At 48.4% G+C, this 23547-nt stretch carries 25 protein-coding genes; 15 read left to right on the top strand and 10 right to left on the bottom strand.

What is annotated here, in order from left to right; translation table 11 throughout:
• Positions 1–4: 4 nt before the first annotated feature.
• Positions 5–355: a YrhB domain-containing protein gene (locus ACYVFD_RS26510; RefSeq protein WP_461093535.1), complete on the top strand. Its 351-nt coding sequence runs from the start codon at positions 5–7 to the stop codon at positions 353–355.
• 60 nt (positions 356–415) lie between these two features.
• Here the strand turns inward: ACYVFD_RS26510 and ACYVFD_RS26505 are convergent, their stop codons facing one another.
• Entirely contained in the window at positions 416–745 is a 330-nt protein-coding gene (locus ACYVFD_RS26505; protein WP_461093534.1) for a tetratricopeptide repeat protein, read from the bottom strand.
• 155 nt (positions 746–900) lie between these two features.
• Here ACYVFD_RS26505 and ACYVFD_RS26500 point away from each other — a divergent pair, with 155 nt between their 5' ends.
• The 3 genes from ACYVFD_RS26500 (at position 901) to ACYVFD_RS26490 (ending at position 3407) form a co-directional block, all read left to right on the top strand.
• The gene (locus ACYVFD_RS26500; RefSeq protein ID WP_461093533.1) at positions 901–1638 is read left to right on the top strand and encodes an electron transfer flavoprotein subunit beta/FixA family protein; all 738 of its coding nucleotides are present in this window, start codon (positions 901–903) and stop codon (positions 1636–1638) included.
• A gap of 107 nt (positions 1639–1745) precedes the next feature.
• Positions 1746–2708, top strand: coding sequence for an electron transfer flavoprotein subunit alpha/FixB family protein (locus tag ACYVFD_RS26495; protein WP_461093532.1), 963 nt, complete (start codon positions 1746–1748; stop codon positions 2706–2708).
• Between the two features lie 102 nt (positions 2709–2810).
• Positions 2811–3407: a bifunctional nuclease family protein gene (locus ACYVFD_RS26490; protein WP_461093531.1), complete on the top strand. Its 597-nt coding sequence runs from the start codon at positions 2811–2813 to the stop codon at positions 3405–3407.
• A gap of 277 nt (positions 3408–3684) precedes the next feature.
• Here ACYVFD_RS26490 and ACYVFD_RS26485 read toward each other — a convergent pair whose 3' ends face one another.
• On the bottom strand, positions 3685–4920 hold the full coding sequence (locus ACYVFD_RS26485; RefSeq protein WP_461093530.1) for a PQQ-dependent sugar dehydrogenase: 1236 nt from the start codon (positions 4918–4920) through the stop codon (positions 3685–3687).
• A 277-nt stretch (positions 4921–5197) separates the two neighbouring features.
• On the opposite strand from ACYVFD_RS26485, the gene epsC reads away from it, so the two are divergent.
• From epsC to ACYVFD_RS26465, 4 genes are all read left to right on the top strand, one after another.
• Positions 5198–6043: a serine O-acetyltransferase EpsC gene (gene epsC / locus ACYVFD_RS26480; RefSeq protein ID WP_461093529.1), complete on the top strand. Its 846-nt coding sequence runs from the start codon at positions 5198–5200 to the stop codon at positions 6041–6043.
• Between the two features lie 6 nt (positions 6044–6049).
• On the top strand, positions 6050–6958 hold the full coding sequence (cysK, locus tag ACYVFD_RS26475; RefSeq protein ID WP_461093528.1) for a cysteine synthase A: 909 nt from the start codon (positions 6050–6052) through the stop codon (positions 6956–6958).
• A 53-nt stretch (positions 6959–7011) separates the two neighbouring features.
• Positions 7012–7881, top strand: coding sequence for a YitT family protein (locus ACYVFD_RS26470; protein WP_461093527.1), 870 nt, complete (start codon positions 7012–7014; stop codon positions 7879–7881).
• Positions 7882–8004: 123 nt separating this feature from the next.
• Positions 8005–10443, top strand: coding sequence for an outer membrane beta-barrel protein (locus ACYVFD_RS26465; RefSeq protein WP_461093526.1), 2439 nt, complete (start codon positions 8005–8007; stop codon positions 10441–10443).
• A 90-nt stretch (positions 10444–10533) separates the two neighbouring features.
• Here ACYVFD_RS26465 and ACYVFD_RS26460 read toward each other — a convergent pair whose 3' ends face one another.
• From ACYVFD_RS26460 to ACYVFD_RS26450, 3 genes are all read right to left on the bottom strand, one after another.
• Positions 10534–11397 (bottom strand): SDR family oxidoreductase, encoded by an 864-nt coding sequence (locus tag ACYVFD_RS26460; RefSeq protein WP_461093525.1) that lies wholly within the window; start codon positions 11395–11397, stop codon positions 10534–10536.
• A 91-nt stretch (positions 11398–11488) separates the two neighbouring features.
• Positions 11489–12082, bottom strand: coding sequence for a TetR/AcrR family transcriptional regulator (locus ACYVFD_RS26455; protein WP_461093524.1), 594 nt, complete (start codon positions 12080–12082; stop codon positions 11489–11491).
• Between the two features lie 207 nt (positions 12083–12289).
• Positions 12290–13054 (bottom strand): SAM-dependent methyltransferase, encoded by a 765-nt coding sequence (locus ACYVFD_RS26450; protein ID WP_461093523.1) that lies wholly within the window; start codon positions 13052–13054, stop codon positions 12290–12292.
• Between the two features lie 293 nt (positions 13055–13347).
• Here ACYVFD_RS26450 and ACYVFD_RS26445 point away from each other — a divergent pair, with 293 nt between their 5' ends.
• Positions 13348–14280, top strand: a complete 933-nt coding sequence (locus ACYVFD_RS26445) for an ROK family protein (RefSeq protein ID WP_461093522.1) — start codon at positions 13348–13350, stop codon at positions 14278–14280.
• Between the two features lie 80 nt (positions 14281–14360).
• Here ACYVFD_RS26445 and ACYVFD_RS26440 read toward each other — a convergent pair whose 3' ends face one another.
• Both ACYVFD_RS26440 and ACYVFD_RS26435 read right to left on the bottom strand, forming a co-directional pair.
• On the bottom strand, positions 14361–17021 hold the full coding sequence (locus tag ACYVFD_RS26440) for a TonB-dependent receptor (protein ID WP_461093521.1): 2661 nt from the start codon (positions 17019–17021) through the stop codon (positions 14361–14363).
• A 161-nt stretch (positions 17022–17182) separates the two neighbouring features.
• Positions 17183–17929: an SOS response-associated peptidase gene (locus tag ACYVFD_RS26435; protein WP_461093520.1), complete on the bottom strand. Its 747-nt coding sequence runs from the start codon at positions 17927–17929 to the stop codon at positions 17183–17185.
• A 221-nt stretch (positions 17930–18150) separates the two neighbouring features.
• Here ACYVFD_RS26435 and ACYVFD_RS26430 point away from each other — a divergent pair, with 221 nt between their 5' ends.
• Positions 18151–18783: a pyridoxamine 5'-phosphate oxidase family protein gene (locus ACYVFD_RS26430; RefSeq protein WP_461093519.1), complete on the top strand. Its 633-nt coding sequence runs from the start codon at positions 18151–18153 to the stop codon at positions 18781–18783.
• Here the strand turns inward: ACYVFD_RS26430 and ACYVFD_RS26425 are convergent.
• On the bottom strand, positions 18741–19361 hold the full coding sequence (locus ACYVFD_RS26425) for a hypothetical protein (protein ID WP_461093518.1): 621 nt from the start codon (positions 19359–19361) through the stop codon (positions 18741–18743). The two genes, ACYVFD_RS26430 and ACYVFD_RS26425, sit on opposite strands and share 43 nt — an antisense overlap.
• 8 nt (positions 19362–19369) lie before the next feature.
• Positions 19370–19708, bottom strand: coding sequence for a DUF6249 domain-containing protein (locus tag ACYVFD_RS26420; protein WP_461093517.1), 339 nt, complete (start codon positions 19706–19708; stop codon positions 19370–19372).
• A 114-nt stretch (positions 19709–19822) separates the two neighbouring features.
• On the opposite strand from ACYVFD_RS26420, the gene ACYVFD_RS26415 reads away from it, so the two are divergent.
• From ACYVFD_RS26415 to ACYVFD_RS26395, 5 genes are all read left to right on the top strand, one after another.
• A complete protein-coding gene (locus tag ACYVFD_RS26415) occupies positions 19823–20389 on the top strand; it encodes an RNA polymerase sigma factor (protein WP_461093516.1) in 567 nt (188 codons plus the stop codon).
• Positions 20386–20841, top strand: coding sequence for a hypothetical protein (locus ACYVFD_RS26410; RefSeq protein ID WP_461093515.1), 456 nt, complete (start codon positions 20386–20388; stop codon positions 20839–20841). The genes ACYVFD_RS26415 and ACYVFD_RS26410 overlap by 4 nt, the downstream gene beginning before the upstream one ends.
• A 42-nt stretch (positions 20842–20883) precedes the next feature.
• Positions 20884–21309 (top strand): type II RES/Xre toxin-antitoxin system antitoxin, encoded by a 426-nt coding sequence (gene parS / locus ACYVFD_RS26405; protein ID WP_461093514.1) that lies wholly within the window; start codon positions 20884–20886, stop codon positions 21307–21309.
• Positions 21309–21755: an RES family NAD+ phosphorylase gene (locus tag ACYVFD_RS26400; protein WP_461093513.1), complete on the top strand. Its 447-nt coding sequence runs from the start codon at positions 21309–21311 to the stop codon at positions 21753–21755. The genes parS and ACYVFD_RS26400 overlap by 1 nt, the downstream gene beginning before the upstream one ends.
• A gap of 62 nt (positions 21756–21817) precedes the next feature.
• Positions 21818–22318, top strand: coding sequence for a DUF4385 domain-containing protein (locus tag ACYVFD_RS26395; protein WP_461093512.1), 501 nt, complete (start codon positions 21818–21820; stop codon positions 22316–22318).
• 4 nt (positions 22319–22322) lie between these two features.
• On the opposite strand, the gene ACYVFD_RS26390 is transcribed toward ACYVFD_RS26395, so the two are convergent.
• The gene (locus ACYVFD_RS26390; protein WP_461093511.1) at positions 22323–23486 is read right to left on the bottom strand and encodes a cysteine desulfurase family protein; all 1164 of its coding nucleotides are present in this window, start codon (positions 23484–23486) and stop codon (positions 22323–22325) included.
• Positions 23487–23547: the final 61 nt, after the last annotated feature.

The raw sequence follows: 23547 nt of genomic DNA, 5'->3' as shown, positions 1-23547 counted from the left end.
AACTATGCTTACCTACGAAGAAGCCAGGGAGATAGCCTCAGCTTACATCCAAACGCTTAATGAGAACCAGGTAGACTATGATCCAGTATATATAGCCTATCTTCAACGAAATGATCCTGACTATACGCAACCAAAACCTATTGCAGTCTTAACGCGTAGTCAGGAAGAATCATTTGGTTGGATATTCTTCTATCAGTCAAAGGAGTTTATCGAAACCGGGAATATTCGCTACGCGTTCGGAGGAAACTCGCCTATTATTGTCAATAAACAGACGGGCGAGCTATCGAAAACAGGAACAGCCCATCCTATAGAATACTATATCGAACAATATAAGATCAAAAATGGCCTTGATTAACACATTAGTAGCAGGTGACAGCTTTTTCCCGTAAAGCAATCAACCTGTGTCATACCGTTTTTACCAATCATCGTCGTCGTCTTCAAACGCTTGTTGAGCCCGCTTTAGCTCCTGAAGGGCTTTTTGATTTTGTTGTTTCTGAGCCAGGGCAATGCCTTTTTCGTATAATTCAGCCGCGTAGTCACGCTCATCCCGCTCGGCGTATAACGCTGCTGCATGGTAGTAAGTAGGCAGGTACTCCGGGTGATTCGCCAGCAGTTGATCGAAATAAACACGAGCTTCGTCGGGCCGATCATTCAGATATTCCATGGCCAGTGCATAAACATTGAACGGCTCGTCCGGTTCTTCTGCTATAAATTGCTTTAATTGCTCAATACGTATGTCATTCATCCGTTCAAGAAAAATAGTATGCAAGCATACTATTTTTTAAGGTTAGATTAGTATTTTTGAACCGTAAAAGTAGTCAGGATTGCCCGTCGGTGTTATCAAAATAGCACTTGACGACTAACAACGAACGACGATTCACTCTTAAAACCCCAGAAAGCATGAAAATACTAGTGTGTGTGACGAGTGTCCCCGACACCACTACCAAGATTGCCTTCACCGATAACAACACAAAATTAAACAAGGCAGGCGTCACCTTCATTACCGGCCCTTACGACGATTACGCGCTGGCGCGGGCGGTTGAACTGAAAGAGAAAACCGGTGCTACGATCACGGTTTTGAATGTTGGTGAAGCCGACGCAGAGCCCGTTATCCGTAAATGCCTGGCCATTGGTGCCGACGATGCCATCCGGGTCAATGCCGAGCCAACCGATGCCTATTTTGTCGCCGAACAAATTGCAGCTATCGCTAAAGATGCCAACTACGACCTGATTCTGATGGGTCGTGAATCTATCGACTTCAATGGTGGTCAGGTGCATGGTATCGTAGGTGAAATGCTGGGTATTCCTTCCATTTCGCCGGTCATGTTGCTCGACCTGGACGGTGACACCGCTAAAATCACCCGCGAGATCGAAGGTGGGAAAGAAAGTCTGGAAGCCAAATTACCCCTTGTGCTCGGCTGTCAGGAGCCAATTGCCGAATGGAAAATCCCAAACATGCGGGGTATTATGACCGCCCGCACCAAACCACTTAAAGTAGTCGAGCCATCCGGTACCGACAAACTCACAACCGTGGCCAGTTACGAACTTCCCGCCCCTCGCGGAGCTGTCAAGATGATTCCTGCCGAAGAGGCCGAAAAACTCATCCAACTGCTACACACCGAAGCCAAAGTAATTTAATTGTCATTACTAGTCATTAGTTGGTCAGAAGTAGTCATTTGATTGCTTTTACCTCCAACTTAATGACAATGAATGGCTATGTATGACCCTTTAATGACGTTCAAATTATGTCAGTCCTCATATTTGCAGAATTAGACGAAGGTAAAATCAAGAAATCCGCCCTGGAAGCCATCTTTTACGGCGCTAAAGTCGCTCAAATGCTGGGCACATCAGCAACCGCTATTGTGATTGGTCAGGCAAGCGACGATGAACTGGCTACGGCTGGTCGTTTTGGGGCTACTACTGTCCTGTATGCCAGTAATGCCAAGCTGATCGAACCCAATGGGATGGCCTATGCTACGGTCGTTGCTCAGGCTGCCCAGCAGGAAGGCAGTAAAGTGATTGTATTAGCCAAGTCATCACTGGGCGATGCCATGACCGCCCGGCTGGCTGGTAAATTGAAAGCTGGACTAGCCGCCAATGTGGTTGAGCTTCCCGATCTGTCGAACGGTTTTCGGGTAAAAAGCAGTATCTACACCGGGAAAGCCTTTGCGTATAACGATCTAAAAGCCGACGTTAAAATTCTGGCGATCAAGAAAAATACGATCACTCCTGAAGAAACGGACGCTTCGGCAGCGGTGAAAGCATTTGCACCAGCGTTGAATGATGCCGACTTCGCCATTTCGACCAAAGGCACCGATAAATCCTCGGGCGACATCCTGCTACCCGAAGCTGATCTGGTGGTTTCGGCAGGCCGGGGAATGAAAGGTCCGGAAAACTGGGGCATTGTTGAAGACCTGGCCAACGCCCTTCATGCCGCTACGGCCTGTTCAAAACCGGTTTCAGATCTGGACTGGCGGCCTCACTCAGAGCACGTCGGACAAACAGGACTTAAGATCAGCCCAAATCTGTATATCGCCTGTGGTATATCCGGTGCTATACAACATCTTGCGGGTGTAAACTCCTCGAAGGTAATTGTTGTTATCAACAAGGACCCAGATGCCCCGTTCTTCAAATCGGCAGATTACGGGATTGTCGGCGATGTATTCGACATTATCCCCCGCCTTACGAAGGCCGTGCAGGCTCTGTAGTCATCAGGTTATTAGTCAATAGTCGTCAGTAAATAAGAAAAACAATTATTACTGGCGACTATTGACTAATAACTGACGACTAAAATTTGTTAAATTTACGCCGTGGATAAGATTAAGCTGGAAATATTAGGACTCTCGCCCAGTCAGTCGCAATCGGGCTCGTTTGCGCTGGTCTTAGGTGAAGAATATGGCAATCGGCGGTTGCCTATAATCATTGGCATGTTCGAAGCACAGGCCATTGCTATTGAAATTGAAAAGATCGTTCCGAACCGTCCTATGACGCATGATTTGTTCAAGCAGTTTGCTGAACAATTTAAGTTTACGGTTCGTGAGATCGTCATTTCAGATTTACGGGAAGGAATATTCTTCGCGAAAATCGTTTGCTTCGATGGTGTACGTGAGTCGGTTATTGACGCCCGTCCTTCTGATGCCATCGCCATCGGGATTCGATTCGATGTACCCATTTATACCAACGAATCGATCTTATCGGAAGCGGGTATTACGGCCAGCGGCAATGATGAAGAGGAAGAGCAGGAAGAGCTGGTGCGTTCATCGAACCGCCCTTCTACCCGGTCGTTTGGCGATCAGTTGAAAAATGCCTCTTCGGAAGAATTACAGCGTATGCTGGAAGAAGCGCTTGGCAACGAAGAATATGAGCGCGCTGCCAAAATTCGCGACGAAATGAGTAAGCGCAATTAAGTAAGTTATTCACCAATATAACGGCCATCCGAAACGAAAAGGAATTGGCTACCAATAAAAAAGGTTCGGCCAGCAGCATATACTACTGGCCGAACCTTTTTCCATTAACATTTCTCTATCGCTTTTAAATTCAGCTAATCCAATCCCGTGTCAGTGAGAACACAGACACCTGTGCGACAGCAATGATCACCCTCCGGGTAGGTGTCTGTGAGGACACAGACATTGGAAATGATCAATCGTTAAATTGGTAACACACCGGGCTATTGGCCTTGTATGATTAATTGGAAACGAGTTTCAGAATTTTACCACCACTGTGATCACAGAGGTAAAGTTCGGATTTCTGATCTTCGCCAAAGGCTGAGATCGATCCCGCTTTGGAAACGAGTTCCTGATTGTCGGTTGCTTTGTTACCATTCATGGTCAACGCCCAAACACGCCCACTTGCGTAATCAGCATAAATATATTTGCCCTTTAACGCTGTATTAGTGGGTCCTCGATACACGTATCCTCCCGTGATTGATACGTCGCCTTTATCCCGACCATACTGGTATACAGGGGGAATCAGTTCAGCCGGATCGACATTATTTCCAGCAGCTTTATAATCTTTACCAGCCTCTTTGACTCGCCAGCCATAGTTTCCTCCTTTCGTCACGAGGTCAATTTCTTCGTAGGTATTCTGGCCAACATCACCAACCCATAAGCGCCCCTGATCGTCGAAGCTGATTCGCCAAGGGTTCCGCAGCCCATAGGCATAAATTTCTTCCCGGTAGCCACTACTGTTACCTGTAAATGGATTATCCGCCGGAATACCATAAGTCCCTTTGGCAGTACCATTGACATCTACGCGAAGGATTTTCCCTAACCAGCTAGTCCGATTCTGTGCATTATTATGCGGGTCGCCCCCACTACCTCCATCACCCGTAGAAACATACAAATAACCATCAGGGCCGAACAGCACTTTTCCGCCATTGTGATTATCGTAGGGTTGCGAAAACCGGAACAGAATCACTTCAGAAGCGGGGTCGACTTCTGAGGCATTGGCCGATGAAGCTTTAAACCGACTAACAATCGTTTCGAGGGGATTTCGTTTGGTGTAGTTGACGAAGAAATAACCGTTTTCCTTAAACTTCGGATGAAAGGCCAACCCTAGCAGCCCCATTTCACCACCAGAAGATACTTTCGAACGAATGTCGAGGTAAGTTCCTGCTGTAGTGGCATTTGGGTCGTTGTCGAAAACACGAATGCGACCTTCCTGTTCAATCACAAACACCCGGTTTGTCCCATCATTCGCATGGGTGAATTCAACCGGAGAATTGAAGGTAATTTTTGGAAAAGCGTTAACGACTTTGGCAGCCACTACCCCGGTTCCGGTTAAACCAGAATCGGACGCTAATGCGTCAACTTCCCGAGCAGGTTGGCAGGCAGAGGCTATCAGCCAGGCAACACCTGATGTAGCCACCAATGAGATCATTAACGCGATGATTGCTTTGCTTATCATTAAAATCCATTCCATTTATTTAGAGATTTAGCTTGCAAAAAAGGGTCCAACTAATGGAGTTGGATTTTCCGGCCCGTATTTTGTGCAAAAGCAGGTATATACCTATGCTTGAATCACTCCCTATAGCGTTCAAGAGTAAACACCTTGTGAAGTCTTTCCCCACTATGGGGCACAGATTCTACTTATTTTTTAAAGTAAAGTAAACCGAATCCCATAAATTGCCAATAAATTTTGCTCGTTTCGACGCGAACGTCTAGAACTTCTGAATGGTTTTACAGCTAAAGACAACCTCATGACTACGGCAACAAATACCTTTCTCGATCATTTACATGCCCAACGTTCTCAGTACCGCTACAAACTCCCGTCACGACCCGACGCCGGTCGGTTTATTGACCAGTTAATGCGGCTATTGTTTCCCGTTACGCAGGATTGCAAGTCGGTTTCTCAACATGTTGAAGAGACATATCAGGCGTTGCATGACCAACTGATCAAGTTATTATGCCCGCTGGAAAAGAACTTATCGGCCAGCCCGGAAGCCATTACCGACCAATTTTTCGATCGGTTACCCGCTATTTACGACGACTTATTGCTCGATGCCCATTCCATTGCCGATAACGATCCTGCTTCGATTGGAGTTGAAGAAGTAGTAGCTGTTTACCCTGGTTTTTATGCGATTGCCGTTTACCGAATTGCCCATGAACTACTGAAACAAGAGGTTCCCTTACTACCCCGAATGCTCACCGAATACGCCCATGGCCAAACGGGAATCGACATTCATCCTGGTGCTCAGATCGGTCGGTCATTCTTCATTGATCATGGCACGGGGGTCGTTATTGGCGAAACAACAGTGATTGGGGATAATGTAAAAATCTATCAGGGGGTTACGCTGGGGGCAACCTACGTGGCCAAAAACATGGCGCAGAAAAAACGGCATCCAACTATCCAGAACAACGTGGTGATTTATGCCAATGCCACCATTCTGGGTGGACATACTGTGGTCGGCCACGATTCGGTTATTGGTGGTAACGTCTGGCTTACCAGTAGCGTCGAACCGCACTCGCTCGTGTTTCACCAACATCAAACCGAAGTCCGCCTGAAATCGCTGGAAACACACGAACCGATCAATTTTGTGATTTAACTGCCTATGAAAGCTACTACCATCCTCGATACCATTGGTCAAACGCCCCACGTTCGGATTAATCGCCTGTTTCCGGGCTATGAAGTATGGACAAAACTGGAACGGGCCAATCCCGGTGCCAGCATAAAAGACCGGATTGCACTGGCCATGATCGAGGATGCCGAAGCACAGGGGCTACTCAGAAGTGGCAGTACGATCATTGAACCGACTTCGGGTAATACGGGTATTGGTCTGGCTATGGTGGCGGCCGTGAAAGGCTATAAGATCATTCTGGTCATGCCCGAATCGATGAGTATCGAACGGCGGAAAATTATGGCGGCTTATGGCGCTGAGTTTGATCTAACCCCCCGCGAAAAAGGCATGCGCGGAGCCATTGAACGAGCCCACGATCTGGTAGCTCTAACACCCGGTGCCTGGATGCCGCAACAGTTCGAGAACCCAGCCAATATTGATGTCCACGTGCGTACAACAGCCCAGGAAATACTGGCCGATTTCCCAGCCGGTTTCGATGTATTGATTACCGGCGTGGGTACGGGTGGGCATATTACAGCGGTAGGTGAGGTTTTGAAACAAAAATTCCCATCCCTGAAAGTCTACGCCGTTGAACCCGAACTGTCGCCCGTTATCAGTGGAGGAGCCCCTGGCCCCCACCCTATTCAGGGGATTGGTGCGGGGTTTATTCCGCAAAATCTGCACCCTGAAGTGCTGGATGGAACCATTCAGGTAAGTAAAGACGAAGCCTTCGAGATGGCCCGTCGGTCGGCCAGAGAAGAAGGTGTTTTTGTTGGTATTTCGTCGGGAGCATCGCTGGCGGCTGTTGCTAAAAAACTTCCCGATATTCCTACAGGGAGCCGTATTTTGACTTTTTGTTACGATACCGGGGAACGGTATCTGTCTATCGAAGGGTTGTATTAGTGGGATGGATTCAGTATATTACTGTTTTCTCAACTCCATTTACTACACCTTTTATGACTCAACAATCGTCTTCTTTTCGACTGATTAAAGATTCTATTTTTATTATAGCCGGGGTACTCAGTGCCGGACTAGGTATCAAAGGCTTTCTTACGTCAAGCCATTTTATCGACGGAGGGGTTACTGGTATTTCGATGCTCCTGGCTACCTTATTCAAGGTTCCTTTACCCATCTGGCTGCTCTTAATCAATCTGCCTTTTATTGGATTAGCCTACCGACAGTTTGGCCGACAGTTTGCCTTCAGAAGCATACTTGCGATTGCGGGGCTATCGATAAGTCTGGCTGTTATTCCTTTTCCCGACGTCACCCCTGATCTTCTTCTGACCGCCGTTTTTGGGGGGTTCTTCATTGGGGCTGGCATCGGCCTGACCATTCGGGGTGGTGCTGTTCTGGACGGTACTGAAATAGCCGCTCTTCTCATCAGCCGAGGTAGCCCCATACTGAAGGTCAGCGATGTTATTCTGGTTCTTAATGTGCTCATATTCGGAGCAGCCGCTTTCTTTTTAGGTGTTAGCCCAGCCCTGTATTCGATGATCACCTATTTTGCGGCTTCCAAAACTGTTGACTTTGTTATTCACGGTATTGAAGAATACACGGCCGTACTGATTGTTTCCAAACAGTATGAGCCCATTCGGATGCGAATTATTGAAAAAGGGTGGGGAATAACCATACTGAAAGGGCAGGGAGGCTATGGTAAACATGGTAGTCACTTACATACCGATAGTGTATTATATACGGTAGTGACCCGCCTGGAAATTAGCCGGTTACGTTCTATAATTCTAGAAATTGACCCAAACGCCTTTATTATTCAGCACAGCGTCGACGACGTAGCGGGTGGAAAAGTAAAAAGTCTGCCACTGCATTAGTCAAAAACGCCTTCACCATTAATACCCATTTTAGGCCGCTTGTGGAGTATTGCCTTGTTGGTTGAGCATTTTCCGATCTTTTTATCAAATCGGATTATCTCAGCAACCTAAACAATCTTCATCATGGCGTTTTATGTACGCGCTTGCTTATTTTTCATTGTACTTCTGGGCGGAAATTATATCGCCCTGGCCAAAAAAGATCCTGTATTGACGGGAATCGTACGCGACCCGGCGGGGTCAACAGTCGAATTTGCTACAGTTGCCTTACACCGGGCTGCTGATTCGGTCGTTGTCAAAACCGAATTCAGCGATGCATCGGGCTCTTTTCATTTCGATCACTTACCCGCCGGAACCTATTTCGTATCGGCTTCACAGGTTGGTTTCGACCGGGCTCAAACGGCCTCTTTTGTCATTGCCTCTGACGATAAATCGCTTGCCCCACTCCTACTGAAGCCCAGCAGCAAAACCCAAATTAAAGAAGTAACCGTACAGGCTCGTAAACCACTTTTTGAGCGGGAAACCGACCGAATTATCGTTAACGTCGATGGCAGCCCTTTGAGTGCCGGAGCTACTTCCCTCGAAGTTCTTAGTCGTTCGCCGGGTGTTACAGTCGATCAGAACGATAACCTGTCCTTACGGGGCAAACAGGGTGTACTGGTGTTGATTGATGGGAAACGTGTACCCATGACCGGCACCGAACTGGCCGAAATGTTACGGGGCCTACCCGCCAATTCGGTCGATAAAATTGAGCTGATTACCAATCCTCCTGCCAAATACGATGCGGCTGGTAGCGCCGGTATCATTTCCATTAAACTGAAGAAAGATAGCCGTCAAGGCACCAACGGAAGTGTGAATGTCAGCTATGGCTATGGCCAATACGGCAAACTAACGAGTGGTATTTCGCTCAATCACCGCCACAAAAAAGTGAACCTGTTTGGCAGTTTCAACCATAATGATCGGTATGTCTATACTCGCCTGACTGTCCATCGTGACTTCTTTCAGAACAACTTGTTTGCTGGCAGCAGCGATCAGGACAACATCGGCAAAACGCGCTATATCTCGGATACCTACCGGGCTGGGATGGATTATACGCTGTCGAAGCGGACACTAATGGGCGTAGTCGTTAATGGGCTGATCATGAACGCCGAAGCGCATATCCCGAACGTCACTCAGACGTATGATGAGCGGGCTAATCTACAATCCAGCTACCAGTCGGCCAATCGCCGGACCCTGTCGACACCCAATACAGCGGTGAACATGAACCTGAAACACAGCTTTGATTCAACGGGTCGCCGGGAGTTAACTGCTGATGCTGATTTTGCCCATTACGAAACGCATCGACTGCAAAATCTGGCCACCACGTTTACTATTCCTATACGACCAGCCACTATCCTCGATGGCAATCTGAACGGCGACCTCAACATCAGTTCGGCTAAAGTTGATTATATCCATACTCTCAAAAACAAGACCCGTCTGGAAGCGGGCATCAAAACGAGCTGGGTTCACTCGGATAATAATGTGCTATTCACAAATACCAGCGAAGGCAAGAGCGTTATCGATACGGGCAAGAGCAACCAGTTCCGCTACGACGAAAACATCAATGCAGCGTATATTAACTTCAGCCGCACCATCAAAAAGACCTCTATCCAGGCTGGCCTACGGGGTGAACAAACCAATGCAACTGGCTTGCAATTGGTTGGCAACGATGGTTTTGAGCGGAATTATTTTCAACTGTTTCCTAGTGTATTTATTAAACAGACGCTATCGAAAAGTCACGACCTGGGCATTTCGCTCAGCCGCCGAATCGACCGGCCAACCTATAACCAGTTGAATCCGTTCCGGGCCTATATCGATGCCACGACTTATTTCTCCGGCAATCCATCGCTGTATCCTCAGTCGAGCTATAACATTGAACTGACGCATACCTTTAAGCAGAAATTTATCACCTCATTCAGCTATAGCCGCACCGATCAACCCATTATCAGCGTGGTTCAACCAGCGCCAGAGGGTAATCGGCAAGTTGTTTCCACGTTTCAAAATTTAACCCGTTCGGATTATTACGGCCTTACGTTAACCATTCCTGTCCAGCCAACGAGCTGGTGGACTATGGACAATAACATAGTGGCCTATTACAACAAGTTTGTGGGTGATCTGGCAGGTACTTCGCTCAATACAGGCCTACCGGCTTACAGCATCAATGTGGCGAATACCTTAACGCTCGGAAAAGGCTGGACGGCCGATCTAGGCGGTTTCTATCAGTCGCACCAATTATATGGCTTCTTTGATATTCGTCCGCAGGGACAACTCAATGTCGGTCTGCAAAAAGCCATGTGGGGTAAAAAGGGAATCCTGAAGATGAACATGACGGATATTTTCTACACCAGTCCATTCCGGGCCACATCGACCTACAACAACTATATTGAGTTGATCAACCAGCGTCAGGATACACGGGTCGCTACTATCTCGTTCTCGTATCGTTTCGGCAGCGATACAGTAGCCCCATCTCGTCGTCGGACGGGCGGTGCAGAAGACGAAAAACGTCGGGCAGGAAGCGCATCCTAATTGTTTTCGGTTTACAGTTTCAGGGTTCAAGTTTTAGAGCATACTTGCACTGAAAACTTGAACCCTGAAACTGTAAACTTGAAATAGCTTTTATAAACTACTGGCAAATTGCTCAATGGTAGTTGTTGGTTTACCCAACTCATCCCAGGTTTTTTGAGCCTCAAACACTTCAGGATAGTGATTCAGCGCTTCTGTAATGTGCCAGCCATAATCAGCCTGTGCTGAAAAGTGGCGTCCAAGTTTCATTAAGAAAGAGGGGGTAGTTAACACGCTGAGTTTTTCTTTTTTGTATGCCTGCACAAAACGTTCAGCCGCTTCGTCCTGTGTGATTGCTTCCGGCCCCTGAATTATATATTCCTGATTCTGACCATCCTGTGCGATCTGAAATGCGCTGGCTACCTGTTCACCATAATCGCTGGCGGCTATGTACATGGGCTTCACCGAAGATCGCCCAACCAACAGGATAAACCGTCTCGCCCGCTGGGTTTCGTTCAGCGAATCCATGAAGCAGGATGGATAGAAAATACTATAGGGGATTCCCGAAGCTTTGATCAGTTCAACCGCTTTCTGCTTTATGTCAAATACCCACCAGCGAAACCCATTTATACCCTGATAGCGAATGATGATCGACGAGAGGTACCCAATACGTCGAACTCCTGCCGATTGAGCAGCCTGAATCAGATTACGTAGTCCTTCAGCTTCGGTATGAAAATCGGCTTGTTTTTCGGTCTGCCTGATGGATAGATTTAAATAAACGGCATCCATGCCCAATAACGCGTCACGCAGCGCATCCACGTTTCGTAAATCGCCCGAAACGACATCGGTATGTGGGAATAAAGCTTTGGCTTTGGCAACATGGCGGGCAATTAGCCGAACAACAAAACCCATACGAATCAGTTCATGCGTGACCGGCTGGCCCAGCATGCCGGTAGCACCCACAATGGCAATGCGCATATATTCTCAGGCGGGCAAAAACTCGCTAGTGTTATCCAGGAAATTGGCCATCCACTGCTTCGTGCCCCCGCACCACAGTGAATCTGTTTACTTACCGTAAATCACGCACAAACCGGCGCATCGTTTCGCGATACACCTGTTCCGACTGCTCAAGAGGCTGTTCATTTTTCAGCAGCATCGCCAGAGTAATCATCCCGTGCGAAACCGACCACCACTGAAAATAAAGCCGCCGGATGCTCTCCTCAGATTTGGGAATAAATGAAAAGATCGTTTTGCATACAATGCGACTGACTGCCTGCATGGCTTCGGACTGGCAAACGGGCAATGAGCACAAAGCTCCGTCCAGGTTGTACATCACCTGATAGATTTCGGGCTGCTGCCGGGCAAACTCCCACTGCACAAGCGATATTTCGAACAGACGTTTTTCGGGATCTCGATAGAGGGTCAGGATGCGGTCGTACTCCTGATACAAGTGGCGGAAACCTTCGTTGCGGATTTCATCCAACAGCACATCTTTGCTGTCGAAGTACTCATAAACTATGGGGGCACTGTACTCAATGGCGTCGGCGATTTTTCGAATCGAAACAGCTTGCCACCCTTCCCGACGTGCGATAGCTTTAGCCGTTTTCAAAATGCCGGAGCGCGTCTGCTCACGGCTACGCGGCTTACGCTCAATTATTTCCATAAAAGCAGGTTAGTAAAAGTAATCTCAGTTAACGGTGTTAATTGATTGAAAACTACGGATTAATGTTGGTAATGTCTAACATTAATTAATATTTTCTAAAAAAACACCGTTATTCTTCAAATTCAGCGAAAAAGCTATCAAGATCTCCCCTCTAACAATTATTAGTAACTTAGTATAAACAATAATTCATTTTAGAGCTATTCATGTCTACTTTTCAGCTAATAACCATACAGCTTCATCGCCAAGGGCAAACGGCTCCCCTGTTACGGTTCCGTAACATGCCAGTATACTGAAGCCTGCTTCTGTAAACAAATGTTGTAGTTGAGCGAGCGTGTAGATATAATGTTGCGCCAACCGGGTTTGTATAGTTCCCCCTTTTACATAGGTCAGATGTGAATCGATTCGGCTCTCCAGTGGTACATATTCATTATCGGCCAGAAACAGGATTGGTTCGCCATCGGCAGTCTCAACGGGCAGCCAGTTTCGGCTCTGATAATCGGGTAATACAGACTCAGCGACCATTTCAGAATGAGCCAGAAAACGCCCACCTGGTTTCAGCGAATTGGCGATCCGGGTTAGAAAAGTCACCATATCAGCCTGGTTGAAAAAGCTAAAACTATTGCCCAGACAATACGCAGCATCAACTGTATTTGCGTTACCCAACCTGCTCTCTGGTACTGTCAAAAAGTCATCCGCGATTGCTGTAACAGGCAGTTTTTCTGCTTTAGCCATCGCGTTTAGTTCGGCGATATACTCCTGCGAAATATCGACGCCGGTAATGTGAGCCCCCATACGAGCAAGTGGCAAGGCATGACGGCCATAGCCGCAAAACACATCCAGGAGACGATCGCCAGGCCCAAATTCCAACGTGTCGACCAATAGTTCGAGGTCAAGCTGTGTTTGTTCATCGGTTTGTGCTGCTTTCCAGGCTTCCTGAGGTAATCCGTGAAAAAAGTTATGGTACCAGGCCATGTAATGAATGATGAATGATGAATTATTCAGTAGTCCGATTTTAAAATTGAGGCAAATCAAAATAGACCAAATGCCATCTATAATCAAAGAGGCTGTTTAAAGTCTATTTTACCGCTAGATAATATAATAACAGACAACTTCTTGAGTATGAGAAGAAGATTATAATTATTATTTAATTGCGGCAAAGCTACTTTAACTCGTACTTAGTAGCTTACAATTTGTTTTATGTTTCAGGTTTAACCTGAAACCACCTATTAAGCTCAACTACTTTTACCTTAACACTAAACCCTTCTATGAAATCATACTGGGGCATCGACCTTGGCGGAACTAAAATTGAAGGTGTAGTCTTATCTGCACCTTCGCCCGACGCTGTTCTCATTCGAAAGCGTATTGATACCGAAGCACAGCACGGGTATGATCATATCCTGAATCAGGTCGTTGGCCTTATTGATATGCTCAAAGCCGAAACCGGATTACAACCCGAACGAATCGGTTTCTCTACACCCGGCACATTCGATCCGGCGCGGCAGGCTATGAAAAACTGCAATACGACGTCGCTGAATGGCAAGCCGATGAAGCAGGATTTATCCCGCCTGCTCGGTTTGCCGATCGAAATAGCCAACGACGCCAACTGCCTGGCCCTGGCCGAAGCTACTATGGGCATTGTACCCGAAGTTGTGCCTAATTACCAAAGTGTGTTCGGAGTCATTATGGGAACGGGCGTTGGCGGGGGCATCGTGGTGCGTAGCAAGCATAGTAAACCCTACGGGCGCCCGTTTGTCCTCAATGGCTTTCAGGGGCTGGGTGGCGAATGGGGACACAATACGCTCGAAGAAAAAGGATATAACTGCTACTGCGGTAAGCGGGGGTGTGTCGAACAGGTAATTTCGGGGCCAGCTCTTCAGCATTATTACCAGCAGATTAGTGGCGAGCAACGAACCATGCAGGAAATCATGGAGCGGTATCAACAGGGCAATGACCTGGTAGCGAGCCAAACCATCAACCGCCTGCTCGAATATTTTGGCCGTGCCATTTCGGTCATTGTCAACGTCATCGACCCCGATGTCATTGTGATTGGCGGTGGCGTCGGCAATGTAGATTTACTCTATACGCAAGGGGTGGAGCGTGCCCGTAAATATGTGTTCAACAGCGGAGACCTGAACACGCATTTCCTGAAACCCAAACTAGGCGACAGCGCCGGCGTTTTCGGTGCAGCGATGTTATAGAAGCAAAGGGGTAAGGGCCTTGGGCAGAGGGTTAATTAAAAAGCTAACCCTCTGCCCAAGGCCCTTACCCCTTTGCTAGTTTATCTCGGCCTTCCACCACCCCGGTTTCCGCCCTGAGCTGGTTGTTGCTGCTGTTGGCCAGCGTCACCGCCTTCGCCTGCTTTCAGGTCGTCATTGTCGACGGAGCGGCCGCGCTTACGCTGTGGCTGATCGAAGCTCAGCTTGCCGAACTTATAGCTGAAATTAGCCCGAATACCGGCGTTGTACAGACTAGTGGTACTGCTCTGCGCAAACAGGGGCGATGAGGATTCAGACCGGATCGTAAACGGCATGTTGAAGAAATTCTCTGCCGCAATACCGAAGCTTCCTCGTTTATCTTTCAGGTCTTTCTTCACGCCAAGGCTGTAGAAAGCAAACCCGCCCTGATACCCCTGCAGTTGAATTTGCTTACCTCGTATAAATCCAAACCCTTGCATTCCCCAGCCATTTTTCAGTGTCACACTCGTAAAGAAACGACCCGTCACAACCCAGCCCGAGTTGGTTGCATTGTAGGCAGGCAGTGAGTTGTTGTTGGTCAGGTAGGCGTAATACAGATCAACCCCACCCCCAAGCTGCCATTTTGAAAAAAGGGTTGCATTTCCAAAAATGTTCGTCCCATAGGCAGATTCGCGCCCGATGTTCAGGTACGTTGTCTGAATCGCCTGCGAGAGCGTTGGGTTCGTCACCTGCCCTAAGCCTGTTGTAATCGTATCCCGAACGCTGGTAATCGAGTTGTTGGTCTGGCGAGCAAATAAGGCCACATTCAGGTAAACACTTTTCACGTACGCACTCCCGCTCAACTCCAAATTATCGGTCAACTCCGGCGACAGGTACGGGTTCCCTTTGGTGATGTTGGTCGGGTTGGACGTATTGACGTTTGGGTTCAGAAACTGAATACCGGGCCGCTGCAATCGCCGGTTATAGGCCAGTTTAATGGTCTTCCCCCCTTTCAGGCTCTTCGAGATATTTACACTGGGGACAAAATTATTATAGCTCGGTATGCCCAGGTCCTGTCCGGCTTTCACGCTCTGATCACCCGTCTGATTCTGGCTGTAGTTGGCGTTGATGGTTGTATGCTCGTAACGCGTTCCGGCCTTGATGGTATACTTGTTTTTGGTCGTTATTGTGTACGACACGTAGCCTGCTCCAATGGTCTGATCGTAGTTCAGCGTATTGGCCGTGCGGGTTGGATCAGGAACGAAACCGCCCGAACCGGCTGCGACATTGTAGCTATAAGCGCTTTCGACCTGCCGGAAAATACCCTTACCGCCAAACTCGATCAGTTGATTTTTGCCGATAGGCGTCTGATAATCGCCCTGCACCGTACTCTCCTGATTATAACTATTGTTCAGGTTTTGCAGCCGGGAGGCAATGGTCGAAAAATCCGGCGAACTCATAATATCGGCCGTAAAATCGTTGTTCCGGTTATTCCGACTGTATTGGGTCGAAAAGCTAAGCTCCTGCTGTGGTTTAAATGTTTTCGTATAATCGATGTTGGCGTCGACTGTACCGGATAAATCTTTGGTCAGTACATTCCGATCCGACACGACGGGGAAGTAGGCCGTTGGCGAAACCGTGCGGGTGATAAAGTTATCCTGATTGATGTAGTTGTTGCGGGCACCGTACCGTAGGCTGGCCGTAATCGCACTGTTTTTGCTGATGTCGTAATCCCAACCCAACGTATACTGCCCAAACAAGCCGTGGTTGCGGGTGTCGGCCGATTGTTCGGTTGTCGTCGTGCCGTTACTGCCGAACGTTTTCTGTGAATTCGCGAAACTCCCGACCACATTGTAATTGGCCCGTCCGAAGCCGCTCAGGCTGAATCCCATTTTGCCCGTCCGCAAATTCCCATTCAATCCCAGGTTGGCTCCCCGGTTACCAGCACCCGTATCCAGATTGAGCGTAAAGCCCTGAAGCGTATTTTTCTTGGTGATGATATTGATAATACCCGCCGATCCTTCAGCATCATACTTGGCTGAGGGAGAGGTAATAACTTCAACGGTCTTGATCATATCAGCTGGAATCTGCTTCAACGCATCGGCTACGCTGCTGGCAACAATTGTACTCGGCTTGTTATTGATCAATACTCGCACGTTGCTGCTTCCCCGCAGACTCACGTTTCCATCCAGATCGACCGATAGCAGGGGTACTTTCCGCATCACATCGGTCGCGTCGCCCCCTTTGGCCGTAATGTCCTTATCAGCATTATACACCAGCCGATCTACTTTTTCCTCAACCAGCGATGCCTGCCCAACCACTTCCACTTCCTTCAGTGTCCGCACATCGGGCGATAATTTTACGGCTCCCAGATCGACATCGCCTTTGCGGTTTAGTTTGACGCTGGACAGGGTTTTGTTGCGATACCCTACGAACGAAATCAGGAGTTGAAAGTCGCCTTCCGGCAGTTTGTTGAGCGTAAATTTCCCCTTATCGTCGGCCACAGTCCCGTCGATGGTCTTTTTAGACTTTGAATCGATCAGCGCTATACTGGCAAATTCAACCGGCTTACCCGTTGTAGAATCAGTAATGACGCCAGTTAATTTGGCATTGCCTCGTGGTGAGGTATCGCTCGATGTGCCTGGGATGGCGGCTGGTCGTTGTTGTTGGCCACCGCCGGGTAAAGCCGGAAACTGAGCCCTGGCACCGGCTGACAGCGTAAGTAAAGTAACACTTACAAAAAGAGAACGTAATACGTTTTTCATAGACAGATTGTATTCGAGTAACTAATAAAGCAGATGAGTGTATAGTAGGCTCCGTTTCAAAACCGGCCCCAAAGACAACCCGATTGAGCAAATTGGCCGCAAAATTCCTGAAAAAATCTAATTTCCACCAATACACCGCTCAGTTGACAAGTGCCCGTGATCTATGCCGCAAACAATTCAGGATGATTTTTCAATTCTGAATAAGTACTAGGCGCAAGCACTTCCGGTACATCACTTGGCTCTGTACGGGATGTGATTCGTTTGCTGATGCTATAGCTATGCAGGTTACTAACCGGATACTGTTTGTTCAGCAACGCCAGGGCTTCCCGTTCGGTCAAGTCATCATGCAACCATATCTGTTCGTCTTTGGCCGACAACAAACAGGGCATCCGTTTTTTTGAGTTATGAATAGCCGCCAGTAAGGGATTGGCATCGGTCGTTAGCAGCGTATATGTGCGGATGAGTTCGCCCGTTTCGGGGTCGGGCCATTCGTCCCAAAGGCCCGCTATGGAGACGATTTTCTGTGCCGTCGAGTTGATGTAAAACGGAAATTTCTTACTGCCGATCGTATGCCATTCATAAAACCCTGTTACGGGAATCAGGCATCGTTTTCCAGACTGAGCTGCCGAACGGAACGACGGTTTTTCATAAACCGTTTCGGAGCGGGCGTTTAATGTTCGTGTGCGAATTTCATCGGCATCATCTGGCGTTTTGGTCCAGTGCGGTACCAACCCCCAACGCATCGATTGAAACCGTTCCGGCTCCTGATGGGTCAGGATAGGCCAGTCGGGAAACTGGTAGGCGTTGGCATGATAAACAGGCTGGAAGTCAGAAGCCTGGGGCAATTTCGCTTCGTACCGTTCTTCCAGTTCAGGCCCTTTTACAATCAGCGATTTATGGTAACACATCGGTTCGTCGGGTTTATCAAAAAACGGCTATCAGTATTCAAAAGAATCAAATCGATCGAATAAAGCTCTTATTAAATGTCCGTATCAGATAAACAAATAAATTGACGTTCAGGTTACCTCAATGCGAACAGATTCCGTGATTTCTTTAGATTCTGAGGATTGAGGACTTGTTTCGTTAAACCAACCTTCTCAGACCACTGAATTAATAGCCTTGCCAACTTATGAGTCAAGCTCCTGACGCCGACAAAACCGTACAACCTATTACGTCGAATAACCTTACCGATCTTGAAAATGCCTGCTGGCATCAGCTTGCCTCTGGTGCTGACCAGGAACAGGATGGCTTTAAAACAATGACCGTGGCTACCTGTACGAATCGGGGAGCCGATGCGCGGGTTGTCGTGCTTCGCCGGGTCGACACCACTCATAAGTATGTCTGGTTTCATACCGATGCCCGAACTGAAAAAGTCCTTCAGCTCGAAGCCTTTCCAACAGCTACGCTACTTTTTTGGGATAAAAAGCGTCATGTGCAACTTCGCCTGGCGGTAGAAACCCGGCTCCATACCGACGACTACATAGCGGATGAACAATGGGAGTCGGCCACTGAGCGTGAACGAAAACTTTACTTTTCCGAGCACGTTCCGGGTACAGAGTTGTCAGAACCATACCCCGGCTATCCCGATGATGTTTCTGAAAAGGTACTTTCGGAAGAAGCCAGCCAGGCCGCCCGTAAAAATTTCGCGGTTATCGAATGCCGGACCCTGGCGATGGAGTACCTGTACCTAAGCCCTGAAGGCCAGATACGGGCTCGTTTTCAGTACGAACCCGAATCCAGAATGACCTGGCTGGCTCCCTGAGGTTTAGTAAGCAACTGCCAGCCCAGGTACGCAATCGGAATAAAAAGTAACAAATCGGCTACGTGTGCAATGACGTCAATCCGCGAAATGCGGCTGACCGGAAATGCGATTGCACCAGCGCATAGTAACAAACCGACCCACACAGGCACGAGCCTCTTTCGCGTAAGTTGGATACCAAGCACCAATAAACTTAGTGGGAATAGCGGCCCCGCCATAAACATGGTTATGTTGAAGCTTACCGAATGAATAGCGGCTTCGCGAAGCAATGTCTCCTTCGAAATCCCAAAAACCTGGGCGTAAATGCCCCGCATGCCAAAATTATTACCGCTGATTGCGCCGAATTGAGCAATCAGCGCCCCCCAACTGGCATAGGTCGGCATCGTGTGCTTCAATTTCGCAAATAGCCCCGTTAACGCGGGTATCCAGAACACTGTGGCGACAACCAGCAGTGTGCCCCCGATAATGGTGTATTCGCCATCCTGCCAGTAAAAAGTCGATACCAGAAATAACAGGGGAGCCAGAATCATCGAAATTCCCCAAACGCGCTGCTCCGACGGCGTTCCATTTGTGTGTGTCATCCTTTGTTCTATTTAGTCGTTGTTACAATGCGGTAATAAACCAGAAAGCCCAGTGCCGCCGACACCATGATGACCCCATAATTCAGGCTCGACTCGGGTGGAACGGGTAGAAAATGAACGACGATCAGCCCAATACCTGAGAATAATAGAATCAGCCCCCATTTAAGGCTTTCGGATGGCGCGTCGTGTTCCTGTTCCATTTGTTTGTGCGTTTGTTCGGTCCACTGCCCTAACTCAAGCAGCCGCCGTCGTAACAGATAGGTAGTGAGTGGGCGTAAGGTCAGGTAAATACCAATTGCCATTGAGAGAATGACGTAAGCAGCCTGCAAACCATATTCTTTTTCCATTGGAGCGTCGGTAATGTTTGCCCATGTGACAGCACGACGTTTCGGAATGTTGCAGTTGCTGAAAAATTTTTTGAAACTGCAACATTTCCTGGAAAGGCGTTGTCTCATAGGCCAATGAATGACGAACAGGCATTAGTACGGCAGATTTTGCAAGGCAACGTGCGAGCCTACCAAACGTTGGTCGAGCGGTATCAGCGGCTGGTGCTGCATATGGTTCGTCGTATTGTTCAGCAACCGGCCGATGTAGAGGATGTCTGTCAGGAGGTGTTCACCAAAGTCTATCAGCACCTACCGAGTTATCAATTTGATGCGAAGCTTTCGACCTGGATTGCCACCATCGCGTACCGAACTGGCATTAATTATTTGAAGAAGTATAAGAAAGAAGGGCTTTATTCGGTCGATGACCTGTCGGCAGAGTTGGACGTCGATTCAGGCTTACCCACGCCGGAAGAACTGCTGCTCCACGACGATTGGCGAACGTTTCTGCACCGTCAGATCGACAAGTTGCCGGTGCATTACCGAACCATCCTGACGTTGTATCACCTGGATGAGCTTTCGTACGAAGAAATCGGCCAGGTGACTAACCTACCCGAGGGAACGGTCAAAAACTACCTGTTTCGAGCTCGAAAGCTGTTAAAAATTGCCTTAGAACAGTATCAAATCCGCGAATCAAACCAATGAATTCGTTAACCGACCAGCAACTTCAGGAACTTCTCGACGCACAGTTTCGCCGACGCGACAAAACCACGCCCTTACCAGCGGATGAGGAAGATGTTCGGATTTACCAACGACTGTTCGAGGAATTGGCCAGTGAACCCCCTCAACTATCGCTGAGCTATTCATTTGCTGCCAACGTAACGCGACAAATTCAGAAGCAGGCATTGGATCGTAGCGAACGACGTACTTTTGTCCTATACGGCCTAAGTGTCTTATTCCTTATCGGTGCCGCAATTGGCGTATTAACGGCCGCTTCTGATCATGCCGTCCGTGAATTAACAGGAACATTCGCCCGGCTTGGCCTGCCCATGCTGCTAACTTTATTGGGACTCGGTCTGATCCAATGGGCTGATTATCGTCTGGTTAAGCGAGAAAGAACGTCGACACTGATTTTTTCGAAGGAGCGAACAAGCTAGTGCCAACTGTCGTTATATTTGCGACAACTGACGCGACCCTGTATGAGTACAACGACCATCAATCACTATTTTGGCGCTAAAAATGCTCCTCCCATTCAATCTATTTTTGATTTGATCGAATTGAGTCGGCGCGGATTGTCCAAAAAAGCCGTCGCTACGATGGCTCGCCATCTGGGGCTTACCCAATCTGACTTATTTATCATTCTCCATATTTCGGCCCGTACCTGGCAACGCTACACCGATGAAAAACTCCTCCCGCAGGACGTCACCGAAAAAGCGTTACAACTGGCCAATCTCTATAAATACGGGGAAGAGATATTTGGAGCCACCTGGAAATTTAACGGGTGGATGAACCATCCCAGTCCATTTTTTGGCGGCAAAAAACCAATCGAGCTACTCGATACGCAGTTTGGTTTCCAGGCCGTTCGTGACGAGCTTACCCGAATCGACTGGGGGGTATTGGCCTGATGGAGGTTTATCGATTAGCCAACGCCCGACGTGCCGACGACCTGACCGGAACAGGGGCTCGCTTAACGGGTGGACGCTGGAATTTTGTCGGAACCCCGGTTTTGTATACAGCAAGTTCCAGAGCTTTAGCCACGTTAGAAGTGCTGGTCCATAGCCCGGTATCCTACGTTCCCGACCAGTATCAAATGCTCACCCTGCTGGTTCCTGAAGATTCGCTGCAAAGTGTTCCGCTGGATAGCCTTCCCGAGGGCTGGAACGGACTGACGCCACCCGATGCCATCAAAACGATCACGCAAAACTGGATACTCGACCATCGCTTTCTGCTGCTCAAAGTCCCTTCGGCCGTTGTAGCCGGGGAATACAATATCCTGATTAATCCAACTCACCTACGTGCATCAGAAGTGGTCATTTTGGATAAGCGCCCTTATCAATTTGACCACTTCTGATGCGCCCATAGCCATTATACCTCATTAGTTGTTATAGCTACAGTACTACAAAAACGAGAGCTATGGCATCAACAAATCGCGCATTCAATTACGACCTCGACTACCGAACCCTGAATCTGCGGGAACATCCTGAGCATTACCGCGTGGGCAAAGGCGAGCAGGGCGTTTTGCTGGTTAGGCCATACAAGGAAGAAATATTACCCTTCTGGAAATTCAAAACGCCTGATATCGCCCGTGAGTCGTCGGAAAAGATCTACCAGCTTTTTCTGGGCTATAAGCAAAACGGGGACTTCATCGGTATGGACATGGCTCGCAAGTTTCTACAGATGGGCTATACCCGATCAAGGCGTTACGCTAACCACGCCAGCGGACAAAAATACGACGGTCCCGTACCCGATGATCAGAAAGGGCGGTCGGGCGCTCATGGCCGTGCACAGCTACCCCGCGATGAAGACCCCGTGAAAGCCGAATCAGCCCGAATATTTTACGGAAAATATCTGGAAGCCCGCGAAGACCCCGACTACAAAAAGCTAAAAAAAGAGTGGCAGGAAAAGTATGGGTAGACGTTTACTTCACCAGTTCTTTCTGATAAAGTCCCACTAAGGTGTCGACAGCATAGTCGATTTCGTCGGCTGTATTATACTTACCGAACGAAAAGCGGACATAGCCGCGATCGGGGTCTATTCCCGGTAAAGCGGCCAACACATGCGAACCTACGTTGGAGCCGCTCGAACAGGCAGAACCACCCGAAGCCGAAATCCGGGCAATATCCAGGCTAAACAGAAGCATATCGCTGATGTCAGATGCAGGCAGGCTAACGTTCAACACCGTATACAAACTGTTGTCAACATCGCCCGAATCGCCATTAAACTGTACCTCAGGCATTTGGGTTCGCAGCCGTTCAATCATCCGGCGTTTCAGGCCCGTAATGTGCTGTTTATGAGCATCCATATCCCGATAGGCAATCTCCAGCGCTTTGGCCAGCCCCACAATACCATAGACATTCTCGGTGCCCCCCCGCATGTTGCGCTCCTGCGCTCCTCCGTACACAAATGGATGGATTTTCACCCGGTCGGCATTTACATACAGAAAGCCTACGCCTTTGGGTCCGTGGAACTTATGTCCCGCTCCAACGATAAAATCGACAGGTAGTTGTTGCAGGTCATGCCGGAAATGGCCCATTGTCTGAACCGTATCGGAGTGAAAAATAGCATCGTATTGCCGACACAACTCTCCTACCCGATTCAAATTCAACAGATTGCCAATTTCATTATTGCCATGCATCAGCGAAACCAGAGAGCGAGAATTTGACCGCAACAGTTCATTCAGATGGTCCAGATCAATATGTCCTTGGGCATCAATATTGACCAGGCTAAGCTGAATAGTCCCCTGTTCGTCCAGGTGTTGTAAGGTATGCAAAACGGCGTGATGCTCCAGGGGCGAGGTGATGGCATGTTTCAGGCCATAGGTTTCGATACTGCTTCGGATAGCCGTGTTATCGGCTTCGGTTCCACCCGACGTAAAGAAAATTTCTGCGGGCGATGTGTTCAACAAGGATGCTACCGTTTTACGCGCTTTCTCAATGGCTGTCCGTACGGTACGTCCGTGACTATGAATGGATGAGGGATTACCAAACTGCTCGGTCATCAGGGGCAACATGGCCTCAAGCACTTCAGGATCAAGCCGGGTAGTAGCAGCATTATCTAAATAAACAGCAGTGGTGGGTGTCATTGGTAAGCTTGTTTGTCGATTCTGCAAAGGTACGGGTTTTTAATGATCGAATGAGTGAAAG

It is taken from the genome of Spirosoma gilvum, assembly GCF_054776815.1.
Note: the sequence above shows the minus strand (reverse complement) of the source record. Positions and strands in the feature narration are given on the sequence as shown.

Bases quoted from the DNA above. Each gene is read 5' to 3' on its own strand.
- ACYVFD_RS26450 (WP_461093523.1), bottom strand. From the start codon at position 13,054: ATGGCCTGGTACCATAACTTTTTTCACGGATTACCTCAGGAAGCCTGG.
- ACYVFD_RS26470 (WP_461093527.1), top strand. From the start codon at position 7,012: ATGACTCAACAATCGTCTTCTTTTCGACTGATTAAAGATTCTATTTTT.
- ACYVFD_RS26500 (WP_461093533.1), top strand. From the start codon at position 901: ATGAAAATACTAGTGTGTGTGACGAGTGTCCCCGACACCACTACCAAG.
- ACYVFD_RS26430 (WP_461093519.1), top strand. From the start codon at position 18,151: ATGAGTCAAGCTCCTGACGCCGACAAAACCGTACAACCTATTACGTCG.
- parS (WP_461093514.1), top strand. From the start codon at position 20,884: ATGAGTACAACGACCATCAATCACTATTTTGGCGCTAAAAATGCTCCT.
- ACYVFD_RS26455 (WP_461093524.1), bottom strand. From the start codon at position 12,082: ATGGAAATAATTGAGCGTAAGCCGCGTAGCCGTGAGCAGACGCGCTCC.
- ACYVFD_RS26440 (WP_461093521.1), bottom strand. From the start codon at position 17,021: ATGAAAAACGTATTACGTTCTCTTTTTGTAAGTGTTACTTTACTTACG.
- ACYVFD_RS26415 (WP_461093516.1), top strand. From the start codon at position 19,823: ATGAATGACGAACAGGCATTAGTACGGCAGATTTTGCAAGGCAACGTG.
- ACYVFD_RS26510 (WP_461093535.1), top strand. From the start codon at position 5: ATGCTTACCTACGAAGAAGCCAGGGAGATAGCCTCAGCTTACATCCAA.
- ACYVFD_RS26390 (WP_461093511.1), bottom strand. From the start codon at position 23,486: ATGACACCCACCACTGCTGTTTATTTAGATAATGCTGCTACTACCCGG.
- ACYVFD_RS26400 (WP_461093513.1), top strand. From the start codon at position 21,309: ATGGAGGTTTATCGATTAGCCAACGCCCGACGTGCCGACGACCTGACC.
- cysK (WP_461093528.1), top strand. From the start codon at position 6,050: ATGAAAGCTACTACCATCCTCGATACCATTGGTCAAACGCCCCACGTT.
- ACYVFD_RS26435 (WP_461093520.1), bottom strand. From the start codon at position 17,929: ATGTGTTACCATAAATCGCTGATTGTAAAAGGGCCTGAACTGGAAGAA.
- ACYVFD_RS26425 (WP_461093518.1), bottom strand. From the start codon at position 19,361: ATGACACACACAAATGGAACGCCGTCGGAGCAGCGCGTTTGGGGAATT.
- ACYVFD_RS26465 (WP_461093526.1), top strand. From the start codon at position 8,005: ATGGCGTTTTATGTACGCGCTTGCTTATTTTTCATTGTACTTCTGGGC.
- ACYVFD_RS26485 (WP_461093530.1), bottom strand. From the start codon at position 4,920: ATGGAATGGATTTTAATGATAAGCAAAGCAATCATCGCGTTAATGATC.
- ACYVFD_RS26495 (WP_461093532.1), top strand. From the start codon at position 1,746: ATGTCAGTCCTCATATTTGCAGAATTAGACGAAGGTAAAATCAAGAAA.
- ACYVFD_RS26505 (WP_461093534.1), bottom strand. From the start codon at position 745: ATGAATGACATACGTATTGAGCAATTAAAGCAATTTATAGCAGAAGAA.
- ACYVFD_RS26445 (WP_461093522.1), top strand. From the start codon at position 13,348: ATGAAATCATACTGGGGCATCGACCTTGGCGGAACTAAAATTGAAGGT.
- epsC (WP_461093529.1), top strand. From the start codon at position 5,198: ATGACTACGGCAACAAATACCTTTCTCGATCATTTACATGCCCAACGT.
- ACYVFD_RS26410 (WP_461093515.1), top strand. From the start codon at position 20,386: ATGAATTCGTTAACCGACCAGCAACTTCAGGAACTTCTCGACGCACAG.
- ACYVFD_RS26395 (WP_461093512.1), top strand. From the start codon at position 21,818: ATGGCATCAACAAATCGCGCATTCAATTACGACCTCGACTACCGAACC.
- ACYVFD_RS26460 (WP_461093525.1), bottom strand. From the start codon at position 11,397: ATGCGCATTGCCATTGTGGGTGCTACCGGCATGCTGGGCCAGCCGGTC.
- ACYVFD_RS26420 (WP_461093517.1), bottom strand. From the start codon at position 19,708: ATGGAAAAAGAATATGGTTTGCAGGCTGCTTACGTCATTCTCTCAATG.